20 protein-coding genes are annotated in these 19,757 nt (G+C 71.2%); 14 read left to right on the forward strand and 6 right to left on the reverse strand.

Annotated features, from left to right (window positions below; genetic code table 11):
• Positions 1 to 2 precede the first annotated feature (2 nt).
• The 5 genes from ACTJI8_RS00115 (at position 3) to ACTJI8_RS00135 (ending at position 4,364) form a co-directional block, all read left to right on the forward strand.
• Positions 3 to 953 (forward strand): ABC transporter permease, encoded by a 951-nt coding sequence (locus ACTJI8_RS00115; RefSeq protein ID WP_440731397.1) that lies wholly within the window; start codon positions 3 to 5, stop codon positions 951 to 953.
• Entirely contained in the window at positions 950 to 1,837 is an 888-nt protein-coding gene (locus ACTJI8_RS00120; protein WP_440731398.1) for an ABC transporter permease, read from the forward strand. The genes ACTJI8_RS00115 and ACTJI8_RS00120 overlap by 4 nt, the downstream gene beginning before the upstream one ends.
• On the forward strand, positions 1,837 to 2,688 hold the full coding sequence (locus tag ACTJI8_RS00125) for an ABC transporter ATP-binding protein (RefSeq protein ID WP_440731399.1): 852 nt from the start codon (positions 1,837 to 1,839) through the stop codon (positions 2,686 to 2,688). Before ACTJI8_RS00120 ends, ACTJI8_RS00125 begins: the two co-directional genes overlap by 1 nt.
• Complete coding sequence (locus tag ACTJI8_RS00130) at positions 2,685 to 3,515, forward strand: ATP-binding cassette domain-containing protein (protein WP_440731400.1); 831 nt, start codon at positions 2,685 to 2,687, stop codon at positions 3,513 to 3,515. The genes ACTJI8_RS00125 and ACTJI8_RS00130 overlap by 4 nt, the downstream gene beginning before the upstream one ends.
• 69 nt (positions 3,516 to 3,584) lie before the next feature.
• Positions 3,585 to 4,364 carry a thioesterase family protein gene (locus tag ACTJI8_RS00135; RefSeq protein WP_440731401.1) on the forward strand — a complete coding sequence of 260 codons (780 nt, stop codon included), beginning with the start codon at positions 3,585 to 3,587 and terminating at the stop codon, positions 4,362 to 4,364.
• Positions 4,365 to 4,386: 22 nt separating this feature from the next.
• Here ACTJI8_RS00135 and ACTJI8_RS00140 read toward each other — a convergent pair whose 3' ends face one another.
• Complete coding sequence (locus ACTJI8_RS00140) at positions 4,387 to 5,013, reverse strand: GyrI-like domain-containing protein (RefSeq protein ID WP_440731402.1); 627 nt, start codon at positions 5,011 to 5,013, stop codon at positions 4,387 to 4,389.
• A gap of 134 nt (positions 5,014 to 5,147) precedes the next feature.
• Between ACTJI8_RS00140 and ACTJI8_RS00145 the strand changes: the two genes are divergently transcribed.
• On the forward strand, positions 5,148 to 5,675 hold the full coding sequence (locus ACTJI8_RS00145) for a flavin reductase family protein (RefSeq protein WP_440731403.1): 528 nt from the start codon (positions 5,148 to 5,150) through the stop codon (positions 5,673 to 5,675).
• A 60-nt stretch (positions 5,676 to 5,735) separates the two neighbouring features.
• A complete protein-coding gene (locus tag ACTJI8_RS00150; RefSeq protein WP_440731404.1) occupies positions 5,736 to 6,113 on the forward strand; it encodes a hypothetical protein in 378 nt (125 codons plus the stop codon).
• 53 nt (positions 6,114 to 6,166) lie between these two features.
• Here the strand turns inward: ACTJI8_RS00150 and ACTJI8_RS00155 are convergent, their stop codons facing one another.
• From ACTJI8_RS00155 to ACTJI8_RS00170, 4 genes are all read right to left on the reverse strand, one after another.
• Entirely contained in the window at positions 6,167 to 9,745 is a 3,579-nt protein-coding gene (locus ACTJI8_RS00155) for an error-prone DNA polymerase (RefSeq protein ID WP_440731405.1), read from the reverse strand.
• The gene (locus tag ACTJI8_RS00160) at positions 9,745 to 11,295 is read right to left on the reverse strand and encodes a DNA polymerase Y family protein (protein ID WP_440731406.1); all 1,551 of its coding nucleotides are present in this window, start codon (positions 11,293 to 11,295) and stop codon (positions 9,745 to 9,747) included. The genes ACTJI8_RS00155 and ACTJI8_RS00160 overlap by 1 nt, the downstream gene beginning before the upstream one ends.
• On the reverse strand, positions 11,292 to 12,068 hold the full coding sequence (locus ACTJI8_RS00165) for a hypothetical protein (protein ID WP_440731407.1): 777 nt from the start codon (positions 12,066 to 12,068) through the stop codon (positions 11,292 to 11,294). The genes ACTJI8_RS00160 and ACTJI8_RS00165 overlap by 4 nt, the downstream gene beginning before the upstream one ends.
• A gap of 143 nt (positions 12,069 to 12,211) precedes the next feature.
• Positions 12,212 to 12,661, reverse strand: a complete 450-nt coding sequence (locus ACTJI8_RS00170; RefSeq protein WP_440731408.1) for a YybH family protein — start codon at positions 12,659 to 12,661, stop codon at positions 12,212 to 12,214.
• Positions 12,662 to 12,773: 112 nt separating this feature from the next.
• On the opposite strand from ACTJI8_RS00170, the gene ACTJI8_RS00175 reads away from it, so the two are divergent.
• From ACTJI8_RS00175 to ACTJI8_RS00205, 7 genes are all read left to right on the forward strand, one after another.
• Entirely contained in the window at positions 12,774 to 13,628 is an 855-nt protein-coding gene (locus ACTJI8_RS00175) for a Rieske 2Fe-2S domain-containing protein (RefSeq protein ID WP_440731409.1), read from the forward strand.
• Between the two features lie 79 nt (positions 13,629 to 13,707).
• Positions 13,708 to 14,178, forward strand: a complete 471-nt coding sequence (locus ACTJI8_RS00180) for a prepilin peptidase (RefSeq protein WP_440731410.1) — start codon at positions 13,708 to 13,710, stop codon at positions 14,176 to 14,178.
• Between the two features lie 78 nt (positions 14,179 to 14,256).
• Positions 14,257 to 14,469 carry a response regulator gene (locus ACTJI8_RS00185; protein WP_440731411.1) on the forward strand — a complete coding sequence of 71 codons (213 nt, stop codon included), beginning with the start codon at positions 14,257 to 14,259 and terminating at the stop codon, positions 14,467 to 14,469.
• Complete coding sequence (locus ACTJI8_RS00190; protein WP_440731412.1) at positions 14,462 to 15,076, forward strand: CYTH domain-containing protein; 615 nt, start codon at positions 14,462 to 14,464, stop codon at positions 15,074 to 15,076. The genes ACTJI8_RS00185 and ACTJI8_RS00190 overlap by 8 nt, the downstream gene beginning before the upstream one ends.
• Before the next feature lie 125 nt (positions 15,077 to 15,201).
• Entirely contained in the window at positions 15,202 to 16,356 is a 1,155-nt protein-coding gene (locus ACTJI8_RS00195; RefSeq protein WP_440731413.1) for a type III polyketide synthase, read from the forward strand.
• The gene (locus ACTJI8_RS00200) at positions 16,346 to 17,068 is read left to right on the forward strand and encodes a methyltransferase domain-containing protein (RefSeq protein WP_440731414.1); all 723 of its coding nucleotides are present in this window, start codon (positions 16,346 to 16,348) and stop codon (positions 17,066 to 17,068) included. Before ACTJI8_RS00195 ends, ACTJI8_RS00200 begins: the two co-directional genes overlap by 11 nt.
• Positions 17,055 to 18,203 carry an FAD-dependent oxidoreductase gene (locus tag ACTJI8_RS00205; RefSeq protein ID WP_440731415.1) on the forward strand — a complete coding sequence of 383 codons (1,149 nt, stop codon included), beginning with the start codon at positions 17,055 to 17,057 and terminating at the stop codon, positions 18,201 to 18,203. Before ACTJI8_RS00200 ends, ACTJI8_RS00205 begins: the two co-directional genes overlap by 14 nt.
• 73 nt (positions 18,204 to 18,276) lie before the next feature.
• Here the strand turns inward: ACTJI8_RS00205 and lpdA are convergent, their stop codons facing one another.
• Positions 18,277 to 19,674: a dihydrolipoyl dehydrogenase gene (lpdA, locus tag ACTJI8_RS00210; protein WP_440731416.1), complete on the reverse strand. Its 1,398-nt coding sequence runs from the start codon at positions 19,672 to 19,674 to the stop codon at positions 18,277 to 18,279.
• Positions 19,675 to 19,757 lie beyond the last annotated feature (83 nt).

The following is a 19,757-nucleotide window of genomic DNA, read 5'->3' on the forward strand; positions in this document are numbered from 1 at the left end:
CCATGTCCTTCGCGTCCTTCCTGCTGAGGCGCATCGGGGGGCTGCTCCTGGTACTCCTGGTGACCTCGTTCCTCGTGTTCGGGTTGCTGTACCTGGCCCCGGGCAGCCCCCTCGCCTTCATCCTCGGTCCGCGCGGCGGCAGCGCCGCACAGATCGCCGCCGTCACGGCGCAGTACCACCTGAACGACCCCTTCGTCGTGCGCTACATCGCCTGGCTGGGCGATGTGCTGCACGGCGATCTGGGCCGCTCGATCGTGTACCGCCAGCCCGTGTCGGATCTGCTGGCCTCGCGTGCGGGGACGACGACGGCGCTCGTCGCCCTCGCCGCGGTCATCATCGCGGTCGTGGGCATCCTGGCCGGCACCGTCGCCGCCCTGCGCGGCGGGTGGGTGGACCAGGTCGTCTCGACCCTGTCCGCCATCGGCCTGTCCACGCCCGTGTTCGTGGTCGGCGTTGCGCTGATCAGCCTGTTCGCGGTCGGCCTCGGCTGGTTCCCCACCTTCGGTGTGGGATCCGGCGGGTTCGACACGCTCTGGCACCTGTTCCTGCCTGCCATCGCACTGAGCGTGGCCAGCGCTGCCTACCTGGCCCGCATCACGCGGGCCGCGGTCAACGAGGAGAGCGGACGTGAGCACGTGCAGACCGCAACTGTCCGGGGGCTCTCGCAGGGACTGATCGTGCGCCGCCACGTGCTGCGCAACGCGCTGATCCCGATCACGACCGTGCTCGGCCTCACGATCGCGACGCTCATCGCGGGCGCCGTGGTGGTGGAGAACGTGTTCGCCCTGGACGGCCTGGGATCGCTGCTGGTCAAGGCGATCCTGCAGCGCGACTTCGCCGTGGTGCAGGCGGTCGTGCTGGTGCTGGTCGTGGCCTTCGTCGTCGTCAACGCGATCGTGGACGTGCTGTACACGTTCATCGATCCGCGCATCACCCTGGGGAGCAAGCGATGAGCGCCGGAACGACGACCGCCATCGCGGTGGCGAAGGATGCCTCGGTGCGTCGGGGGGACAGCCTGCTGCGTCGCGTGTGGGATCGCCTCGGCGTGATCGGCTCGATCGCGGTGGTGCTGCTCACGGTCATCGTGCTCGCCGCCGTGTTCGCCCCCTGGGTCGCGCCGGCGGATCCGAACGCGCCCGACCTGCTCGCCGCGCTCGCGGGCCCGAGCGCCGGTCATCTGCTCGGCGCCGACGCCCTCGGCCGCGACATCCTGTCCCGGCTGATGTTCGGCGCGCAGGTGACCCTCGCTGGCCCCGGACTCGTGATCCTGCTCTCCACGATCGTCGGCACGGTGCTGGCGCTCGTGGCGGCGTGGTGCGGCGGTCGTGTCGATGCGGTGATCGTGTGGGTGCTGGACATCCTGTTCGCGGTGCCGGGGATCGTGTTCGGTCTCATCGCCGTCGCGATCTGGGGGCCGAGCCTGTTCACGGTCGTGTGCGGCCTCGCCATCGCCTACGTGCCGTACGCGGCCCGCGTGGTGCGCGGCGCCGCGCTGCGCGAGCGCAACCTGCCCTACGTGTCTGCCGCCTGGCTGCAGGGCCACTCGGGGTTCGGGATCACCACGACCCAGATCCTGCGCAACGTGCAGCCGATCGTGATCGCCCAGGCGGTCTCGTCGCTCGGCTTCGCGGTGATCGATCTCGCCGCCGTGTCCTTCCTCGGGCTCGGTGTGCAGCCGCCCACCGCCGACCTCGGCCTGATGGTCAAGAGCGGGTTCGATTCGACGCTGCGAGGGTACCCCGGCGAGGCGATCGCCGCGGGCGCCCTCATCGTCCTCATCGTCTGGTGCGTCACCGTCATCGGCGACCGCCTCGTCACCAACGCAAGGGGCATGTGATGACACAACCGCTTCTCCGGCTCGAGGACGTCACGGCCACCCTGCGCCTGCGTCGCAGCGAACAGACGCTGCTCAACGGCGTCTCGTTCGAGATCGGCGAGGGCGAGGCCCTGGGCCTGGTCGGCGAGTCAGGATCCGGCAAGTCGCTCACCACGCGGGCGATCACGCGCATGCTGGACCCGGCATTCCGGGTGTCCGGGACGATCGAGTTCGCGGGTGCCTCCGTGCTGGGCATGTCCGCCGCCGCTCTCCGCCGCTATCGGCAGACCGACGTCGGGATGATCTTCCAGGATCCGCGCGCACATGTGAACCCGGTCCACACGGTGGGGGACTTCCTCACCGAGGTGCTCGTGCGGGACAGGGGCGTGGATCGAAGAGATGCCGAGCGTCGTGCCGTGGCGCTGCTCGACGAGGTCGGCGTGCGCAATGCCGAAGCGCGCCTGCGGCAGTATCCGCACGAGCTCTCCGGCGGCCTGCTGCAGCGCGTGATGATCGCGAGCGTGCTACTGGCCGAGCCGCGGCTCATCCTCGCGGATGAGCCGACGACGGCGCTGGATGTCACGGCCCAGTCGGATGTGATGGCCATCCTGGATGAGCAGCGCAAGGCGCGCGGGCTCGCTCTGCTGTTCATCACGCACGATCTGGAGCTCGCGGCGGCCTGCTGCGATCGGCTGGCGGTGATGTACGCCGGTGAGATCGTGGAGCAGGGGCCGCACGTGTACGAGGATCCGCAGCATCCGTACACGATCGAGCTGCTGGGCGCGCGTCCGAGCATCGACGAGCGGGTCGCGCGGCTTCCCGTCCTCACCTACAACCGAGAGATCCACGAGCAGCGGAAGGCCTTCGCATGAGCGCCGGCGCAGAACCGATCATCGTCGCGAAGAACCTCCGCAAGGTCTTCCCGGCCCCGCGCGGTGGGAGGGGTGAGCCGATCGTCGCTGTCGACGACGTCTCGTTCGAGCTGCGGCCCGACGAGTGCCTCGCGATCGTGGGCGAGTCCGGCTCGGGCAAGACCACCGTGGCCAGGATGCTCGTGGGGCTGGAGTCCGTCACCGGCGGCGAGCTCGCCGTGCGCGGCGAGTCGCGCGCCAAGGGCGTGCGTCACCTCGCCGACCGGAGACGCTGGGCGCGCGAGGTGCAGTACGTGTTCCAGGATCCGTATTCGTCGCTCAACGGCCGGCAGCGGATCGTCGACATCATCTCCTCCTCGGTGGCCTTGCACGGGACGGCGAAGACCGGGACGCCGCGCGTCGCCGCGCAGACGATCCTGGAGAGCGTCGGACTCGGGGAGCGGTTCTGGGCGAAGTTCCCGCACCAGCTCTCCGGCGGGCAGCGCCAGCGCGTCGCGATCGCGCGAGCGCTCGCCGCGGATCCCGGCGTGATCGTGCTCGATGAGGCGGTCGCGGCGCTGGACGTGTCGATCCAGGCGCAGATCCTGAACCTGCTCGCCGACATCAAGGCCGAGCGCAGGATCAGCTATCTGTTCATCTCACACGATCTCGCCGTGGTCAACCAGATCTCGGATCGCATGATCGTGATGGAGCAGGGCGTCGTGGTCGACCAGGGCGTCACCGCCGAGATCCTCGCCGATCCGGTGCAGCGGTACACCCGGGCCCTGCGCGCCGCGGTGCCCCGCCCGGGCTGGAAGCCTGTGCGCCGGGAGCGGCTCGCGTCGTGAGCGCCATCCCGAACCGGCGGCCGTGAGCCGCCGGTTCGGGGACGATCGCGGTCGACGTAGGATCCGAACATGCCCGCCTACTTCGAGCGCGTCGATGCGTCCGCCTTTCTCCCGACCGCTGCCGTCGAAGGCGCGTGGAGCACCGAGGAGCAGCACATCGCGCCGTCGCTGGGCCTCATCGCGCATGCGATCGAACGGGAACACGCTGAGCGTCGGGGCGGCGATCTGCAGCTTGGACGGATCTCGTACGACATCCTCGGCACGATCCCGATCGAGCGCGTCGACCTCGACGTCCGGATCCTGCGTCCCGGCCGTACGATCGAGCTCGTGGAAGCGGTGCTGAGCCACGACGGGCGCGCCGCAGTCATCGCGCGAGCCTGGTTCATGCAGGCGGCAGACACCCGCGCGTTCGTCGGCAGTGCGCTGCCCGCGATGCCGGACCGCAACGAGCTCGACCCGTGGGAGATGGGCGATCACTGGCAGGGAGGGGCCGTGCGCAGCGTGGACTTCCATCGTGGACAGCGGCAGCCGGGGCACGCGTGGGCCTGGCTGAGGCCGCAGGTCCCGTTGCTGCAGGGCGAGCCGGTCGGGCCGATCTCGCGGCTGCTGGGCATGGTCGATTTCGCCAACGGACTCACGCTGCGCCTGGCGCCGACGGAGGTTGCGTTCCCGAACGTCGATCTCACCTGCCATCTCTTCGCTGCGCCCGAGGGCGACTGGATCGGCTTCGACACGACGGTCTCGATCGGCCCGACCGGGCTGGGTCTGACCGAGACCGTGCTGCACGATGAGCGAGGCCCGGTCGGGACGGTGCAGCAGATCCTGACCGTGCGCCCGATGCGCGGCTGACCAGCCACGGGGCTGCGCGTGATCAGGCGGGCGTCACGGGCTGGCGAAGGATCGTGCGGCGCTTCTCGGGAGCCACCCGGCGGGCGTCGCTCAGGTAGACCTCGTGATGCAGGCCCGCCAAGCGCAGGCCCTGCTCCGGGATCACCTCGTCATGCATCCGTGCGAGGAGCGGCGCCTCGTCATCGAAGGATCCGATGTGCAGAGTCTGCAGGCAGAGGCCTTCCGACAACGGGAGTATTCGCAGGTCGTCGAGCCGCACCGGTGCCTTCTTCGTGCGGACATCAGCGATCACAGCCTCCACGAGAGCGTCCTCGATCCATTCGGGGATGAGGATCAGCATCGTCCAGTCCCAGCGCGACTTGTCGCGGGCCGTCGTGAATGCGTCCATCTCGTCCGCCCACCACAGCCCCTCCAGCGGCGGGACGACGTAATCCTGGTCGAGCTCGCGCTTGCTGGCGAACTTGAGCGCGTACGCGACCGGATACAGCGCCTCGAGCGCCTCGGCATAGGCGGGAGCCGTGTTCGGATCCCCATGGCCGTCGATCGCGAGATAGCGGTTCGGCGGCAGATCGATGAGGCGGAACTCGCCGACGCGCGCGCGATAGCCGTCCAGGCGTTTGGTGAGATCGACCTTGGTCCCGGTTGCCATGGGGTGATTTCAGCATGAAGCGCGGACATCGCGATGACGGAGTGAGACGGGATCGCATCCGGCGCCCGAGAACAGGCATACCGTTGAGGGTGGGCGCGAACGCTGTGCCCACGGCAACGACAGAGAGAAGCACGATGAGCACCCCCGGTCTGGAAGAGGACGTCACCGAGAAGTTCAAGGGAGCGTTCCGGCATCACCCCGCCGGGGTCGCGCTGGTGACGGGAATCGCCCCGGACGGTCCCGTGGGCCTCACGCTGTCGAGCGTCGCCTCGGTGAGCGCCGACCCCGCCGTTCTCGTCTTCTCCGTCACACGTGCGACCGGAAGCGCGGGCGGGATCCTCTCCGCGCCCAGCGTGCTCGTGCACTTCCTCGTCGCCGGGCAGGAGCCCATCGCCGACGCGTTCGCCCGCTCGGGCCAGCCGCGCTTCACTCCGGAGCAGGGATTCAGGACGCTGCCCACGGGCGAGCCGTTTCTGCCATCGGCCAGGGTCGCGGTGCGCGGAACGATTCGTGAGACGCACCCGGTCGGGCCCTCGGCGCTGGTGCTGCTCGACGTGCTCGACGTCGTCGAGGGCACCTTCGGTGCACCGCTGCTCTATGTCGACCGGCACTACGACAGTCTCGTCTCGGCGAGCGCGCAGGCGCCGGCACCGCAAGGCTGAGGGCGTCCGGTCGGCGCGGAGACGCTTGCCCCTGCGGCCGTTCTGAACGAAGGTGGAGCCATGGCCGTGACCCTGATCCTCCCGCTGTCCGCGCCGCTCGCCGTCGGGCGCATCGTGGCGGTGGATGAGGAGTCCCGTGCTGTGCGGATCCGCGACCTGACCAGCGGTGTCGCCTACCGCGTGCCCGGTTCCGTCCTGCCCGAGCTCGGGGCGCTGCCCTGGCGCGGCCGGGTGGAGGCGTGCACGGTGCTGGCGACGGAGGAGGGCGTGGTCACGGAGCTCGTGCTCGATGCGGTCCCCGGCGGTGCGGTCGATCTCCGCGGATCCGCGATCGCGCTCGAAGGCGCCTCGCAGGCGGCCGCGGCCGCGAAGGCCCAGGCGGCCGTCTGGGGCGGCACCGACCGCCCGCCGCAGGAGGAGACGCCCCGCTTCTGGTGAGTGCGGGCACTCCGCCGCCGTCCCGTTCGGGAGCTCCGGGGCTGGATACTCGCTCATTGGAAGTCCCGGGAGTGGTGCGTCACACCCACCGCGAGCTGTTCGAACGCGTCGGCCAGCAGGTTGGTGACGCCCTCGGGGGAACGTTCCAGGACGCCGCGCACGATCAGCGCCGGTGACTCCCGGGCGATCCGGCGGTAGCGCAACCACACACCCTGGGTGCAGATGACGTTCACCAGGCCGTGCTCGTCCTCGAGGTTGAGGAAGGTCACGCCGCCCGCCGTGGACGGGCGCTGCCGGTGGGTCACGAGGCCCGCCGTCTCGACCCGCCGGCCGTTCTCGTGCGTGCGCAGCGCGGAGGAGGTCAGCACGCCGCGCGCGTCGAGCTGCGGGCGGAAGTGCGCGAGCGGGTGGTCATCGGTGGACACCCCGGTCGCCCAGAGGTCGGCGGTGAGGATCTCGTAGCTGGTCTGATCGCCGAACAGGGGCGGCTGCACGGCGACCACCGTGTCGGGCAGATACCGGGCGCGATCCTCCGCCGCGGAGCCGGCCAGCCAGATCGCCTCCCTGCGCTGCAGCCCGAGGGAGTCGAAGGCCCCGGCGGTGGCGAGGGCCTCCACCTGGGAGGCGGTGAGGTCGGTGCGGCGCACGAGATCGTTCAGGTCCCGGTACGGACCGCGGGACACGCGAGCGGCAACGATCCGCTCTGCCGTCTTCTCGCCGATCCCGGTGACGCCGGCAAGCCCCAGACGCACGGCGAAGCGGCCGTCCCTGCGGTGCGCCAGGGTCTCGTCGGGGGCCTTCGGGTCGAACGGCGCGGCCTTCACTCCGGGAGGCCGTGCGGGGAGCTGATGCGTGCAGGCATCCAGGCCGGTGAGCCCGGTCGCCGCCGGATCCACCGTCTCCAGGGTCTCCGTCGCACCGGACAGCCCGATGTCGGGGCGGCGCACCTCGACCCCGTGCCGCCGGGCGTCGCCGGTGAGGGTCGCTGCGGAGTAGAACCCCATGGGCTGAGAGCGCAGCAGGCCCGCGAGGAACGCGGCGGGGTAGTGCAGCTTGAGCCAGGAGCTGGCGTACACGAGCAGCGCGAACGAGAGCGAGTGCGATTCTGCGAAGCCGAAATCGGAGAACGCCTGGATCTGCGCGTAGATGCGGTCCGAGGTCTCCTCGTCCAGTCCGTGCCGGCGCATGCCCGTATACAGGCTCTCCCTGATGCTGTCGATCTTCTCCAGGCCCCGCTTGGATCCCATCGCGCGGCGCAGGGTGTCGGCCTCGTCGGCGGTGCAGTCGCCGAGCGTGGTCGCCATCTGGATGAGCTGCTCCTGGAACACCGGGATGCCGAGCGTGCGACTCAGCACCGGCTCCAGCTTCGGATGCGCATAGGTGACGGTCTCCTGGCCGAGCTTGCGACGAACGAACGGGTGCACCGCCCCGCCCTGGATGGGGCCGGGGCGGATGAGCGCGATCTGGATCGCGAGCTCGTAGAACTCCCGCGGCTGCAATCGGGGGAGCAACCCCATCTGCGCGCGGGACTCGACCTGGAACACCCCGATCGTGTCGGCGCGGCAGAGCATGTCGTAGACCGCCGGCTCCTCCTTCGGCAGGGAGTCCAGCGTCCACTCCTCGCCGGTGGCGTCGCGGACCAGGTCGAAGCAGTGCCGCAGCGCGGAGAGCATCCCGAGCCCGAGCAGGTCGAACTTCACCAGGCCCATCCAGGCCGCCGCGTCCTTGTCCCATTGGATGACGGTGCGCTTCTCCATGCGGGCGTGCTCGACGGGAACGACCTCGCCGACCGGGCGCCGGGTGAGCACCATGCCGCCGGAGTGGATCCCCAGGTGCCGGGGTGCGCGCAGCAGCTCATCGGCATAGGCGACCACTTGCTCGGGGATGTCGTGGTCGGGGACGGGGCTCAGATCCAGCCCCCAGCGCTCCACCTGGCGCGACCAGGCGTCCTGCTGCCCCGGGGAATGCCCCAACGCCCTGGCCATGTCGCGCACCGCGTTCTTCGGGCGGTACTGGATCACGTTCGCGACCTGCGCCGCGTTCTCCCGGCCGTACTCCTCGTACACCCACTGGATGATCTCCTCGCGCCGCCCCGAGTCGAAGTCGACGTCGATGTCGGGCTCCTCGGTGCGGGTCGTGGCGAGGAAGCGCTCGAAGGGCAGCCCGTACAGGATCGGATCCACGGCGGTGATGCCGAGCAGATAGCAGACCACGCTCGCCGCGGCCGATCCGCGGCCCTGGCAGAGGATCCCGCGGCGCTTCGCCTCGGCCACGATCCTGTGCACGATGAGGAAGTAGCCGGGGAAGTCCTTCTCCTCGATCACGTTCAGTTCTCGTTCGATGCGGCTCCGTCCCTCGGCGGTGAGCTCTTTCGGGGTGCCCGCGGGATAGGCCGATGGCGCCGCCGCCCACACCAGCGCCCGCAGATGGCTCATCGGGGTCTCGCCCGGGGGAACGCTCATCGTGGGCAGCGCAGGCTTGGCGCGGCGCAGCGGGAAGGCACAGGCCTCGGCGATCTCGAGGCCCGCTGCGATCGCCCCGGGATAGCGGGCGAAGCGCGCCGTCATCTCCGCCCCCGAACGCAGGTGCGCGGTGCCATGCGCGGGCAGCCAGCCCTCGAGCTCCCGCATGCTGCGGGTGGCGCGCACGGCGGCGATCGCCTCGGCGAGCTGGGCGCGTTCCGGCGCGGCGTAGTGCACATTGTTCGTCGCGACCATGGGCAGGCCGTACCGGAGCGCGAGGGCGGCGAGGGCATCGTTGCGCCGGCTGTCGAGCGGATCGCCGTGATCGATGAGCTCGACGGCGACCCGGTCCGTGCCGAACAGATCGACGAGGGTGAGCAGGGCCCGCTCCGCACCCTCCGGCCCCTCCCGCTCCAGGGCGCTGCGGACGCCGCCCTTGCGGCAGCCGGTGAGGATCGTCCAATGCCCCTCGGCGCGGTTCGCCAGCGACTCGATCTCGTAGAACGGCCGCCCCTTCTCGCCCCCGCGCAGCTGCGCCTCGGTGATCGCGGCGGAGAGGCGGTGGTAGCCCTCCTCGCCACGGGCCAGTACGAGCAGGTGCTCGCCGAGCGGATCCGGGAGGCCTCGGCGCTCCGGGGGAGGTCGCAGACCTGCGCTCCCGCGTGGTCCGGGCGCGCCGCGACCGTGCGCGTCGGGGCCGGGGAGCGACAGCTCCGCACCGAACACGGTCTGCAACGGCGGTCCGGGAGGCTCGGCGTCCTCCGGGGCCTCCGTTCTCGCGTTCTTCTCCGCTTGCGCCAGGGATTCGGCGGCCTCGGCGAAGCTCGCGGCGCCGTAGAAACCGTCGTGGTCGGTGATCGCGAGGGCCGTGAGGCCGAGCCGCTGCGCCTCGGCGATGAGGTCCTCGGGGGAGGAGGCGCCGTCGAGGAAGGAGTACGAGGAGTGCGCGTGCAGCTCGGCGTAGGGGACGGCGTTCTTCGGACGCTCGATCCCGTTCAGTCGGATGGGCGGGCGCTTGTGCATGCGGGAGGGTGCGTCGATCGCGATCTGCTGATGCAGTCGCCCGTCGCCGTCCGTGGCTTCGCCGTCGCGGGCTCCGTCGCGGGGGGCTCTGCCGCTGAGGGTGCGCTCCAGCGCGGCCCACGACATGTCGGGGTTGTGGAAGCCCATCAGTGATACCTTCCTTCGGCCCACCACTGGTCGCCCTGATGAAGCACCAGCCAGGCCCGCTCCTGTTCGTCGACGAGCTGCAGGCGCTCGCCGCGGAACGAGCCCGCCGGATCCCCGCGCCGATCCCGCACCGGCCAGGGCCCCGCCCAGGAGAGCACTGCGCACGCGTCGATGGCCGCCGGCTCGGCGGTGAGCAGCCCGCGACCGTCGATGTCGACCGCGCTGCCATCGGCGGTGGTCACCGCGATCGGCCGCGGGGGGACGAACACCTCGGCAGGCAGCGGATCCGGCAGCTGCCCGGGCCAGGGCTGGTCTGCGGGCCGGGACGGCACCACTCGCTCGCCCCAGGGCGTCAGCTGCTGCCGGTCGGCGACGAGGCGCCCGCCGGCCACGACGGCGGTGACCACGCCCTCATGCCCGAGCAGGGTCTGCACCCGGGAGACCGCGTGGTGCAGCCGCTCGTCGGTGCCGGATCCGAACAGGCCCGGCTGATGGTGCGCGGCGTCGTCGACGGCGACGGGGGCGATGCGCACCCGCACGATGCCGCGGAACCGGTGCGCCTCGTCATCGTCGCCGGTGGCGGTGGTCTCGGCTGCCAGCGACTCCAGCTGCCAGCGCACCCGGTCGACCAGGTCGGAGGCCTCGAAGCAGGTGGGGTGCAGCCAGGTGCGCGACGTCACCTGCTCGTCGTCGTCCGTGAGGTCGATGCGCACCTCGGTGCACACCAGCGAGGCCCTCGCGAGGGCGAGGATGACGGCGTCGGCACTCTGCCGGACGGCGAACGCGATCTGATCGGACTGTCCCAGGGGCGACTCGAACTCGACCTCCGACACGAGCTCCGGATCCGGCGGGCGCGGTACGACGGGGCGGGAGTCCGCGCCTGCCGCCAGGGCGTGCAGACGCGCTCCGTGCTCGCCGAAGCGGGCGCGCAGCCGTTCCGCACCGAGGGCGGTGAGTTCGCCGAGGGTGCGCACGCCGAGGCGGAGCAGCAGCGCGGTCACCTCCGGATCCTGCAGGGCCTGCACGGGCAGCGGGGCGAGGAAGGCGGCGGAGGCGCCTGCATCGACCACGAGCACCGGATCCGCGCCGCGCGCCGCGAGCTCGGCGGTGAACGGCCCGTCCGCGATCCCGATCCGCACCTCGGGGTGCCCCGCCTCGGCGAGCCGTGCGTGCAGGGCATGCGCCGCCTCTCCCTCCCCGCCGTGGAAGCGCGCGACACCGCGGGCCCGGAGCAGCGCGAGCCCCGGCCGGAGCAGCTGCGCCCCGGGGGCCTGCTCCTCGATCAGGCGCAGGACGGGCAGGAACGCCCGTTCGTCCCTGGCCGGATCCGCGGGCAGGATGCGCAGGCTCGGCAGCAGTCCCTGGGCCTCCCTGCGGCGCTGCCCGAGCCGCACGCCCTGCGCGCGTGCCGCCGCGCTGCAGGCGATCACCCTGTTCGCATGCAGGATCGCCGCGGGCTCACCCGCCTCGGCGCCCAGGGCCGCGCGCAGCGGCCAGTCCGGGAACCACAGCACGATCACCCGGACCGGCTCCCGTGGCGCGCTGCTCATCCCGCCACCGCCAGGAGCGCGGGTGCGTCGGCGAGCGGACGCGGGGCGACGTGCATGGACGGGAGCGGGATGAGGCGGGGCGCCGTGGGCGCGACGGCCTCGACCCTGCCGTGCATCCCCGGCAGGCGCACCCGCACGCTCTGCGGCGCAGGGGAGCGCCGGGTGCGCGCGGTGACCGTCACCTCGCACTCCTCCAGGGCGCCCCAGCCGGATCCGAGCCCTCGCCAGTGCGGATCGTGCACACGGAGGGAACCCTCGCTCTGCGGCCAGGCGAGGGGGGCGCCGGCGGCCCCGGAGACGACCAGCAGCGTGCAGCCGCGATCGCGGAGGCGTGCGCTCAGCCGGCTCAGCTCCGCATCCCGCACCGCGGAGGAGGGGCGGATCGCGATGAGCGGGATCACCTCGCTCAGTGCTGAGACGACGGAGAGCCAGCGCGGCCCAGGGGCGGGGACGAGGAGGAGGCGGTCCAGATCCACGCCATGCCCGGCCAGTGCCTCCACGCCCAGAGTGGGCATGCCGACGGCCGCGCACCACGCGCCGGTGCGCGAGGCACCGGCGAGCAGCGCCCCGATGAGCCCAGGGGAGGGAGAGAGTGCATACGTCGTGCCGACCTGCAGGCCTCCTTCGGGGAGGATCGGCTCGAGGGGAGGGGGCACCGGGATCAGCGGCAGGTCGCTCCGGCGGCGCTGCATGCGGGTGATCTCGCGGCGCAGTCTCAGCACATCCTCGGCGCGGGTGTCGGCGTCGGGGGCGATCATGGAAGCGAGCGTCATCCCCATGACTCCATTCTCGAAGATCTCTTCTAATACTGCAACAGCAGAGACGACGATAACTCGTACATCCGACATGGATGCCGAGAGCGGGAGAGGGGTCGGGACGGATCCGTCCGCAGTGAGGCAGACGGCGATCCGCGTCGTCAGACGACGGGGTGAGCGTCCTGGCGCACGTCCTCGTGCAGATGCGCGATGCGCAGCGAGCCGTCCGGCCGGCGCTGCAGCACGGCGGTGTTGCGGGAAAGCTCGGGGGAGACTGCGACACCGCGGGTGTCTGCGCCGTCCACCCGCAGCCACCAGGTCGCGATGACGACGTCGCCGACCTCACGCACGGAGAGATCCTCGATCGTCAGCGCCGTCTCCGTCCACGTCGATGACGATGCATCGGCCGGCGCGGAGACGCGCTTCCGACGAAGGACGGCGAGTTCCTCGAGCCCCGTCACCAGGGGTTCGGAGGCGGAGTCGAAGATCGTCACATCCTCCGCCAGCACGGCGTCGATCGCCGCGGAGTCGCCGCGCAGATAGTCGTCGTACATCCCCGTCAGCAGGCGATGCACATCGGCGTACGACAGGGAACGGGCGATCGGATCCATCGCGGCGAGGCTATCAGTTTGCGCAGCACAGCCCGCCTGTCAAGCCGTTGACCCTCGCTCAGCGCGAAGGTAGACAGGAGGCTTCGACGACACGATGCCGAGGAGAGATCCCATGCGAGTGACAGCGGCGATGCAGTCCCTGATCCGGACGATCGGGAAGACCAAGGGACTCGATCCCGCGGCGGAGAAACTGAGCGGCTGGGTCGACGCGGCCACCCGCTCCACGCCTGTGAAGAACGCGCTCTCCGGATCCTGGCTGGGCCATCAGGTCCATCCGATGCTCACGGATCTGCCGATCGGAGCATGGGGTGCGGCCACGGTGCTCGATCTCACCGGGGCGGACCCGGCGGCGTCCCGCCGCCTCGTCGGCCTCGGCATCCTCGCCTCCGCGCCGACGGCGGCGGCGGGCGCCTCCGACTGGTCGGCCCTGCACGGCCCCGCGAAACGGGTCGGGCTGATCCATGCCGCCGCGAACGCGACGGCCTCCGTGCTGCAGATCACGTCCTGGCTCGTGCGCCGGCGCGGCCACCACGGCGCGGGTGCGGCGCTCAGCCTGTTCGGGCTCGGCCTCACCCTGGGATCGTCGTACCTGGGCGGGCATCTCTCCTTCGTCCGCGGCGCCGGTGTGAACCATACGGCGTTCCAAGGCTCGGTGCGGCGCTGGACCGACGTGGGCGCCGACGCCGATCTCGCCGAGGGCGCCCGGTCACGGGTGCTGGTGGGCGGCGTTCCGGTGCTGCTCATCCGTGTGAACAGCGATCTGCACGCGATCTCCGCCGTCTGCAGTCACGAGGGCGGCCCACTCGACGAGGGCAAGCTCGGGGCGGACGGCTGCATCACCTGCCCGTGGCACGGCAGCAGGTTCCGCATCGAAGACGGCTCGGTGCAGCGAGGCCCCGCGAGCGTGCCGCAGCCGCGCTGGGAGGCGAAGGTCGAGGACGGGCGGATCCTGCTCCGCTCTGCCTGACCGGAGTCGCGCCGACGTTCTGGGCGGAGTTGTCCACAGCCCGCTCACGGGCATCGCGCCGATCTTCTACCGTCGGGGTGTGGATCCCACCGCTGTCGTCGTCGTGCTGGCGCATCTCGTGCTGCTCGGGATCGGGGTCTGGCTGATCGCCATCGACATCGCGACGCACCGGCTCCCCGACCGGATCGTGCTGCCGACGCTCGCGGGCGCCCTCCTGCTCGCGCTCGCCGGAGCGGTGTTCGCGGACGCGGGCGCGCGACTGCTCGGCGCGCTGTGGGGGATGCTGATCCTCGGCGGCTTCTATGCGCTGCTGCGGATGCTGAGCCGTGAGGGCATGGGCGGCGGAGACGTGAAACTCGCCGCACTCATCGGGGTGGTCCTGGGCTGGCACGGGTGGCAGGCGCTCCTCATCGGCGCGACGGCGGCCTTCGTGCTGGGCGCCGTGCACGCGCTCGGGCTCATCGTGCTCCGCCGGGCGACCGGCTCGACGCACATCGCGTTCGGGCCGTGGATGATCGTGGGCGGAGCACTCGGTGTGGCCGTGGCATGAGAACCTCTCGCGACCCCCGCGTGAACAACGCCGCACGAGGATCGCATCCGACGGGTGGCCGGGGATTAGGGTGAGCACATGGCACTCGCACGGCTTCACGGCGGCCCGCTGGACGGGCAGATCATCCCTCTCGGATCGGCGGACGACGAGATCGCCGTCCCCTACAGCGAGACGCTGCTCGTCTACAACCGGCGCGGCGAGCCGACGCACACCGGCGAGCACGACGGCCCGACCGAGTACCAGTACTGGTACCAGGGATCCCAGGACGACCTCAATCCCTCGGATGTCTGAGCCGTCCCGCACCGTCGAGGTCGAGCGCAAGTACGACGTCGACGACAGCACTCCGCTGCCGTCGTGGGATGCGGTCCCCGGTGTGGACATGGTGACGGAGGGCGAAGCCCGCGCTCTGGACGCCCGCTACTTCGACACGGCCGCGGGCGACCTCGCCCGCGCCGGCGTCGCCCTGCGGCGGCGCACCGGAGGGCCGGACGAGGGATGGCATGTGAAGGGTCCCCGCAGCGGCGACGGCCGCGTCGAGCTCGGCTGGCCGCTCGGCGAGGGGGACGAGATGCCGTCCGCGGTCGCGGAGATCATCGCCCAGTGGACGACGCATCCCATCCTCCCGCTCGCACGTATCGAGAACGCCCGCACCGCCTACCTGCTCATCGGTCGCGGCGGCGTGGTGGCCGAGTTCGTGGACGATCGCGTCCGCGGCACCGACCTGCGTCGGGGCGGTCAGCGGGAATGGCGCGAGTGGGAGATGGAGCTGGGCCCCGCGGCTCCGGCAGACGAAGAAGGCCGGCTGGCTTTCTTCCGGGCCGTGGAGCAGGCGGTCATCGCCGCTGGCGGCCGGAAGTCGCCCTCCGGATCCAAGCTCGGTCGCGCCCTCGGGTTCTGAGCGGAAGCGTGGCAGTTCTCCGGATCCGCTGAGACCTTCGTCCCCCGATCCGGGCGGTGTCGCAGAGTCCGAGCGGGATCCGCAAGACCCTTCCCGCGACGCGGACAGCATGCTTGAGTGGCACCATGAGCAGCCCCGCGGTGCTGAGGTCCCTGCAGACGGTCGTCCCGGACACGGTCCTTCATCAGAGCGAGGTGCGCGACGTCTTCGCCGCGCAACCGGGCCTGAGTCGGCTGGCCCGCCGCATCGTCACCGCCTCGTTCGACGGATCCGGCATCGACACCCGCCGCACCGTGCTCGGCGAGCTCACGCTGGCCGAGACGGACGCGGATCCGGTCTTCTTCGACCGCACCACCGGCGACCTGCTCTCGCCGGGCACCGGAACCCGCAACGACGTCTACGTCCGCGAAGCGACGCGGTTGTTCGTCGCTGCCGCCCGCGCCGCCCTCGACGCCGACCCCGAGATCGCCGCCGCCGACATCACGCACGTGGTCACAGTCTCCTGCACGGGCTTCCATGCCCCGGGCCCGGAGTACGAGATCGTGCGAGCGCTGGGTCTTCCGGAATCGGTGCAGCGCTACCACCTCGGCTTCATGGGCTGCTACGCCTCGATGCCGGCGCTGCGGGTGGCGAGCCAGTTCTGCGCCGCGGATCCGGACGCCGTGGTGCTGGTGGTCAGCGTCGAGCTGTGCACCCTGCACCTGCGTTCCTCGGAGAACCCGGACCTGATCGTCGCCTCCTCCCTGTTCGCCGACGGGGCGGCGGCCGGCATCGTCACGGCACGTCCGTCCGCCGCCGCCGGGCTGCGCCTGGACCGGTTCCACACCGCGATCGCCCCGCAGGGGGAGAAGGACATGGCGTGGACCATCGGGGACCACGGCTTCGAGATGATCCTCTCCACCGCGGTGCCGCAGATCATCGGAGAGACGATCATCGATGCGCTGCGTCCGCTGTACGCGGGGGAGCTGGAAGCGTCGTTCCAGGACGGCAGGATCGGCGAGGAGGTGCGGCACTGGGCCATCCATCCGGGCGGACGCAGCATCCTCGACCGTGTCCAGGACCGCCTCGCTCTCAGCGACGTGCAGCTGCACCCCGCCAGGGAGACGCTGCGGACGCACGGCAACATGTCCAGTGCGACGATCCTGTTCGTGCTGCGGCGGATCCTGGAGGAGGAGGGGGCGCATCACGGCGAACGCGTCTCGGCGATGGCTTTCGGGCCCGGCCTGACCGCGGAGAGCGCGCTGATGACGGTCGTCGGCGCCGAGGGCGATGGGCGCTGACCTGTCCGCACGCGCCGTCGGCCTGCGCGAGCTGATGGACGACCCGCGGGCGGATCCGCAGACACTGGAACGCACCTACCGGCGCTTCGGCGCGGTGAACGCCGTGGTGTCCCGCGTCGGTGCGCTGTATCGGCGCGACATCCGGCCGCGGGCCAGGGCAGGGCGGGTGCGGATCCTGGACGTCGGCGCGGGAGGCGGGGACCTCTGCCGCGCGCTCGCGGCGCGGCTCGCCCGAGACCGGCTCGCCGCCGAGATCATCGCGTTGGATGCCGATGAGCGGGCCACGGCCTGGGCGGCCGCGCAGGACGATGATGCCGGGGTGGTCTACCGGTGCGCGTTCGTCGCCGACCTGGTCAGGGCCGGAGAGTCCTACGACATCGTGGTGTCCAACCACATGCTGCACCACCTGGACCCGGCGGAGCTGCAGCAGATGCTCGCCGACACCGCGTACCTCGCCGGTGGGGCAGGGCTCGTGGTGCATCGAGACATCGCGCGCAGTCGTGCCGCGTACATCCTGTTCGCGGCGGGGACATGGCCCTTCGCCGGGAATCTGCTCGCGGGATCCTTCATCCGCGCCGATGGGCTGACCAGCATCCGCCGGTCCTACACGCCCGCCGAACTCGCGGCCGTCGCCCCGGCGGGCTGGATCGTGCGGCGCGGGCTGCCCGCGCGGCTGGAACTGCGCCGTGAGCCGGGCGATGTCCGATCCTGACGGGCCGCTGGTCAGGGCCACGCTGCACGATCATGAGGTCGTGATCGTCGGCGCCGGTCCTGTCGGGCTGCTGCTGGCCTGCCTGCTCGCCCAGGACGGCGCCGACGTGTTGGTCTGCGAACGCCGCCGCGGCGACGACCTGCGCAGCCGGGCGATCGGGATCCATCCGCCCGGCCTGGAGCTGCTCGACCGCGCAGGCGTGGGCGAGGCGGTCCGAGCCGAGGCCCTGACACTCGAAGGCGGCGACGTGCTCAGCCGCGGTCGGATCCTGGCGGCCCTGACCTTCCCCGAGTCGCGCCGCGTGCGCGTGCTCCCGCAGCAGCGCACCCACGCCCTGCTGCGGGATCGGCTGGAAACGCTGTCCGCCGGGACCCTGCGCTTCGGCTGCACCGCCGGTGCCGTCCGGGACGAGGGCGACTTCGTGCGGCTGGCGGTCGACCGGCCGGCCGGCCGCCAGGAGATCACCGCAGCGTTCGTGGTGCTCGCGGACGGCGTGCACAGCGCCCTGCGCCGAGAGCTCGGCCTGGGCTGGCGGCGCCGCCCGGGGCGCGCCGCGTACGCGATGGCAGACGTGCCCGATCTCGCGGGAGACGCCCGCGCGCGGCTGCACTGCGAGCCCGGCGGGCTCGTGGAGTCGTTCCCGCTGCCGGGCGGGATGCGGCGGTGGGTGCTGCGATCCGACAGCGTGCACACCGCGGCGGAGTTGCGTGCGGCGATCACGACGCGGATCGGGCAGGATCCGGAGATCGGCGACCACACCCCGCCGACCCGTTTCGTCGCGACCCAGCACCTGGCGTGCACGCTCGTCCGTGGTCGCGTCGCGCTGGTGGGCGACGCCGCGCACGAGGTCAGCCCGATCGGCGGTCAGGGGATGAACCTCGGCTGGGTGAACGCCGGTCGGCTGGCCGCGGCGCTGCGCGCGGCGCTGACCGAGGGCGGGGCTGACCTCGCCGACTACGCACGTCGCGCGGCCCGATCCGCCCGCACGGCCCAGCGGCGCAGCGCGTTCTACATGTCGATGGGCGCCCCCGCGCAGGGCGTTCCGCTCGGGACGAGGGAGATGCTCATCCGGACCCTGGGCTCCGCGCCGCTGCGTCCGTGGGCGGCCGGCCTGGTGACGATGCGCGGCCTCTGACCACACCGAGCGGAGACGACAGAGGGCCGGCCACGCCCATGGCGTGACCGGCCCTCTGTCCGATCGGATCCGATCAGAGGTTGATCATGTGGCCCGCGAGGCCGTGGAACGCCTCCTGCAGCGCCTCCGACAGCGTCGGGTGCGTGTGCACGTTGCGAGCGGCCTCGAGCGCCGTGAGGTCCCACTTCTGCGCGAGGGTCAGCTCGGGCAGGAGCTCGGACACGTCGGGGCCGATCAGGTGGCCGCCGATGAGCTCGAGGTGCTCCGCGTCCGCGATCAGCTTGACGAAACCGACCGGCTCGCCCAGGCCGTTCGCCTTGCCGTTCGCGCTGAACGGGAACTTCGCGACCTTGATCTCGCGACCCTCGGCCCTGGCCTGCTCCTCGGTGAGGCCGAAGCTGGCCACCTGCGGCTGGCAGAACGTGGCGCGCGGCATCATGCGGTAGTCGCCCAGGGTCATCGTCTCGGCCTTGCCGATGGTCTCGGCGGCGACGACGGCCTGCGCCTCGGCGACGTGCGCGAGCTGCAGCTTGGCGGTGACGTCGCCGATCGCGTAGATGCCCTCGACGTTGGTGCGCATGTGGTCGTCGATGTCGATCGCGCCGCGCTCGGTGAGCTTGACGCCCGTGTTCTCCAGGCCGTAGCCGTCGACGTTCGGAGCGAAACCGACCGACATGAGGACCTTGCCGGCGGTGATCTCGCCGGGCTGGCCGTCGCGGGTCTCGTAGGTGACGTGCACGGACGAGCCGTTGTCGGTGACGGTCTTCACCGCGGTCGAGGTGAGGATGTCGACGCCGAGCTTCTTGTACTGCTTCTGGATCTCCTTGGAGACCTCGACGTCCTCGTTGGGCAGCGCCCGGTCGAGGAACTCGATGATGGTGACCTTCACGCCGTAGTTGGTCAGCACGTAGCCGAACTCCATGCCGATCGCGCCGGCGCCGACGATGACGATCGACTCGGGCAGGTCGCGGCTGAGGATCTGTTCCTCGAAGGTGACGACGTTGTCGCTCAGCTGCACGCCCGGCAGCAGGCGGACGGTGGATCCGGTCGCGATGATGGCGTTGTCGAACGTGACCTCTTCGGTCGTGCCGTCGGACTTGGCCACGGAGATCGCCTTCGGGCCCGTGAAGGTGCCGCGGCCGTCGTACTCGACGACCTTGTTCTTCTTCATCAGGAAGTGGATGCCCTTGACATGGGTGTCCGCGACCTTGCGGCTGCGGTCGAATGCGGCGCCGAAGTCGAAGTGCACGTCACCCGAGATGCCGAAGAACTCGGCCTTGTGGTTGAACGTGTGCGCGATCTCCGCGTTCTTCAGGAGCGACTTCGAGGGGATGCACCCCACGTTGAGGCAGATGCCGCCCCAGTACTTCTCCTCGATGATGGCGGTGGAAAGGCCGAGCTGGGCGCTGCGGACGGCGGCGACGTAGCCGCCGGGGCCAGCGCCGAGGATGACGACGTCGTAGTGTGGCATGCTCCCAGCCTATCGCCCGCGCGAGCGGGCTCGGGCAGGTGAGACAGCCCCGGATCCGGCTCCCGGGGGCCGCGCGCTTCCGA

This window comes from Microbacterium sp. 22303 (assembly GCF_052045265.1).
GTDB lineage: Bacteria > Actinomycetota > Actinomycetes > Actinomycetales > Microbacteriaceae > Microbacterium.

What these genes read in the sequence shown, in the direction of transcription:
- ACTJI8_RS00115 (WP_440731397.1), top strand. Translation starts at nt 3, where the DNA reads ATGTCCTTCGCGTCCTTCCTGCTGAGGCGCATCGGGGGGCTGCTCCTG.
- ACTJI8_RS00175 (WP_440731409.1), top strand. Translation starts at nt 12,774, where the DNA reads ATGCGAGTGACAGCGGCGATGCAGTCCCTGATCCGGACGATCGGGAAG.
- ACTJI8_RS00125 (WP_440731399.1), top strand. Translation starts at nt 1,837, where the DNA reads ATGACACAACCGCTTCTCCGGCTCGAGGACGTCACGGCCACCCTGCGC.
- ACTJI8_RS00185 (WP_440731411.1), top strand. Translation starts at nt 14,257, where the DNA reads ATGGCACTCGCACGGCTTCACGGCGGCCCGCTGGACGGGCAGATCATC.
- ACTJI8_RS00200 (WP_440731414.1), top strand. Translation starts at nt 16,346, where the DNA reads ATGGGCGCTGACCTGTCCGCACGCGCCGTCGGCCTGCGCGAGCTGATG.
- ACTJI8_RS00170 (WP_440731408.1), bottom strand. Translation starts at nt 12,661, where the DNA reads ATGGATCCGATCGCCCGTTCCCTGTCGTACGCCGATGTGCATCGCCTG.
- ACTJI8_RS00195 (WP_440731413.1), top strand. Translation starts at nt 15,202, where the DNA reads ATGAGCAGCCCCGCGGTGCTGAGGTCCCTGCAGACGGTCGTCCCGGAC.
- ACTJI8_RS00145 (WP_440731403.1), top strand. Translation starts at nt 5,148, where the DNA reads ATGAGCACCCCCGGTCTGGAAGAGGACGTCACCGAGAAGTTCAAGGGA.
- ACTJI8_RS00160 (WP_440731406.1), bottom strand. Translation starts at nt 11,295, where the DNA reads ATGAGCAGCGCGCCACGGGAGCCGGTCCGGGTGATCGTGCTGTGGTTC.
- ACTJI8_RS00135 (WP_440731401.1), top strand. Translation starts at nt 3,585, where the DNA reads ATGCCCGCCTACTTCGAGCGCGTCGATGCGTCCGCCTTTCTCCCGACC.
- lpdA (WP_440731416.1), bottom strand. Translation starts at nt 19,674, where the DNA reads ATGCCACACTACGACGTCGTCATCCTCGGCGCTGGCCCCGGCGGCTAC.
- ACTJI8_RS00140 (WP_440731402.1), bottom strand. Translation starts at nt 5,013, where the DNA reads ATGGCAACCGGGACCAAGGTCGATCTCACCAAACGCCTGGACGGCTAT.
- ACTJI8_RS00150 (WP_440731404.1), top strand. Translation starts at nt 5,736, where the DNA reads ATGGCCGTGACCCTGATCCTCCCGCTGTCCGCGCCGCTCGCCGTCGGG.
- ACTJI8_RS00155 (WP_440731405.1), bottom strand. Translation starts at nt 9,745, where the DNA reads ATGGGCTTCCACAACCCCGACATGTCGTGGGCCGCGCTGGAGCGCACC.
- ACTJI8_RS00205 (WP_440731415.1), top strand. Translation starts at nt 17,055, where the DNA reads ATGTCCGATCCTGACGGGCCGCTGGTCAGGGCCACGCTGCACGATCAT.
- ACTJI8_RS00190 (WP_440731412.1), top strand. Translation starts at nt 14,462, where the DNA reads ATGTCTGAGCCGTCCCGCACCGTCGAGGTCGAGCGCAAGTACGACGTC.
- ACTJI8_RS00120 (WP_440731398.1), top strand. Translation starts at nt 950, where the DNA reads ATGAGCGCCGGAACGACGACCGCCATCGCGGTGGCGAAGGATGCCTCG.
- ACTJI8_RS00130 (WP_440731400.1), top strand. Translation starts at nt 2,685, where the DNA reads ATGAGCGCCGGCGCAGAACCGATCATCGTCGCGAAGAACCTCCGCAAG.
- ACTJI8_RS00165 (WP_440731407.1), bottom strand. Translation starts at nt 12,068, where the DNA reads ATGACGCTCGCTTCCATGATCGCCCCCGACGCCGACACCCGCGCCGAG.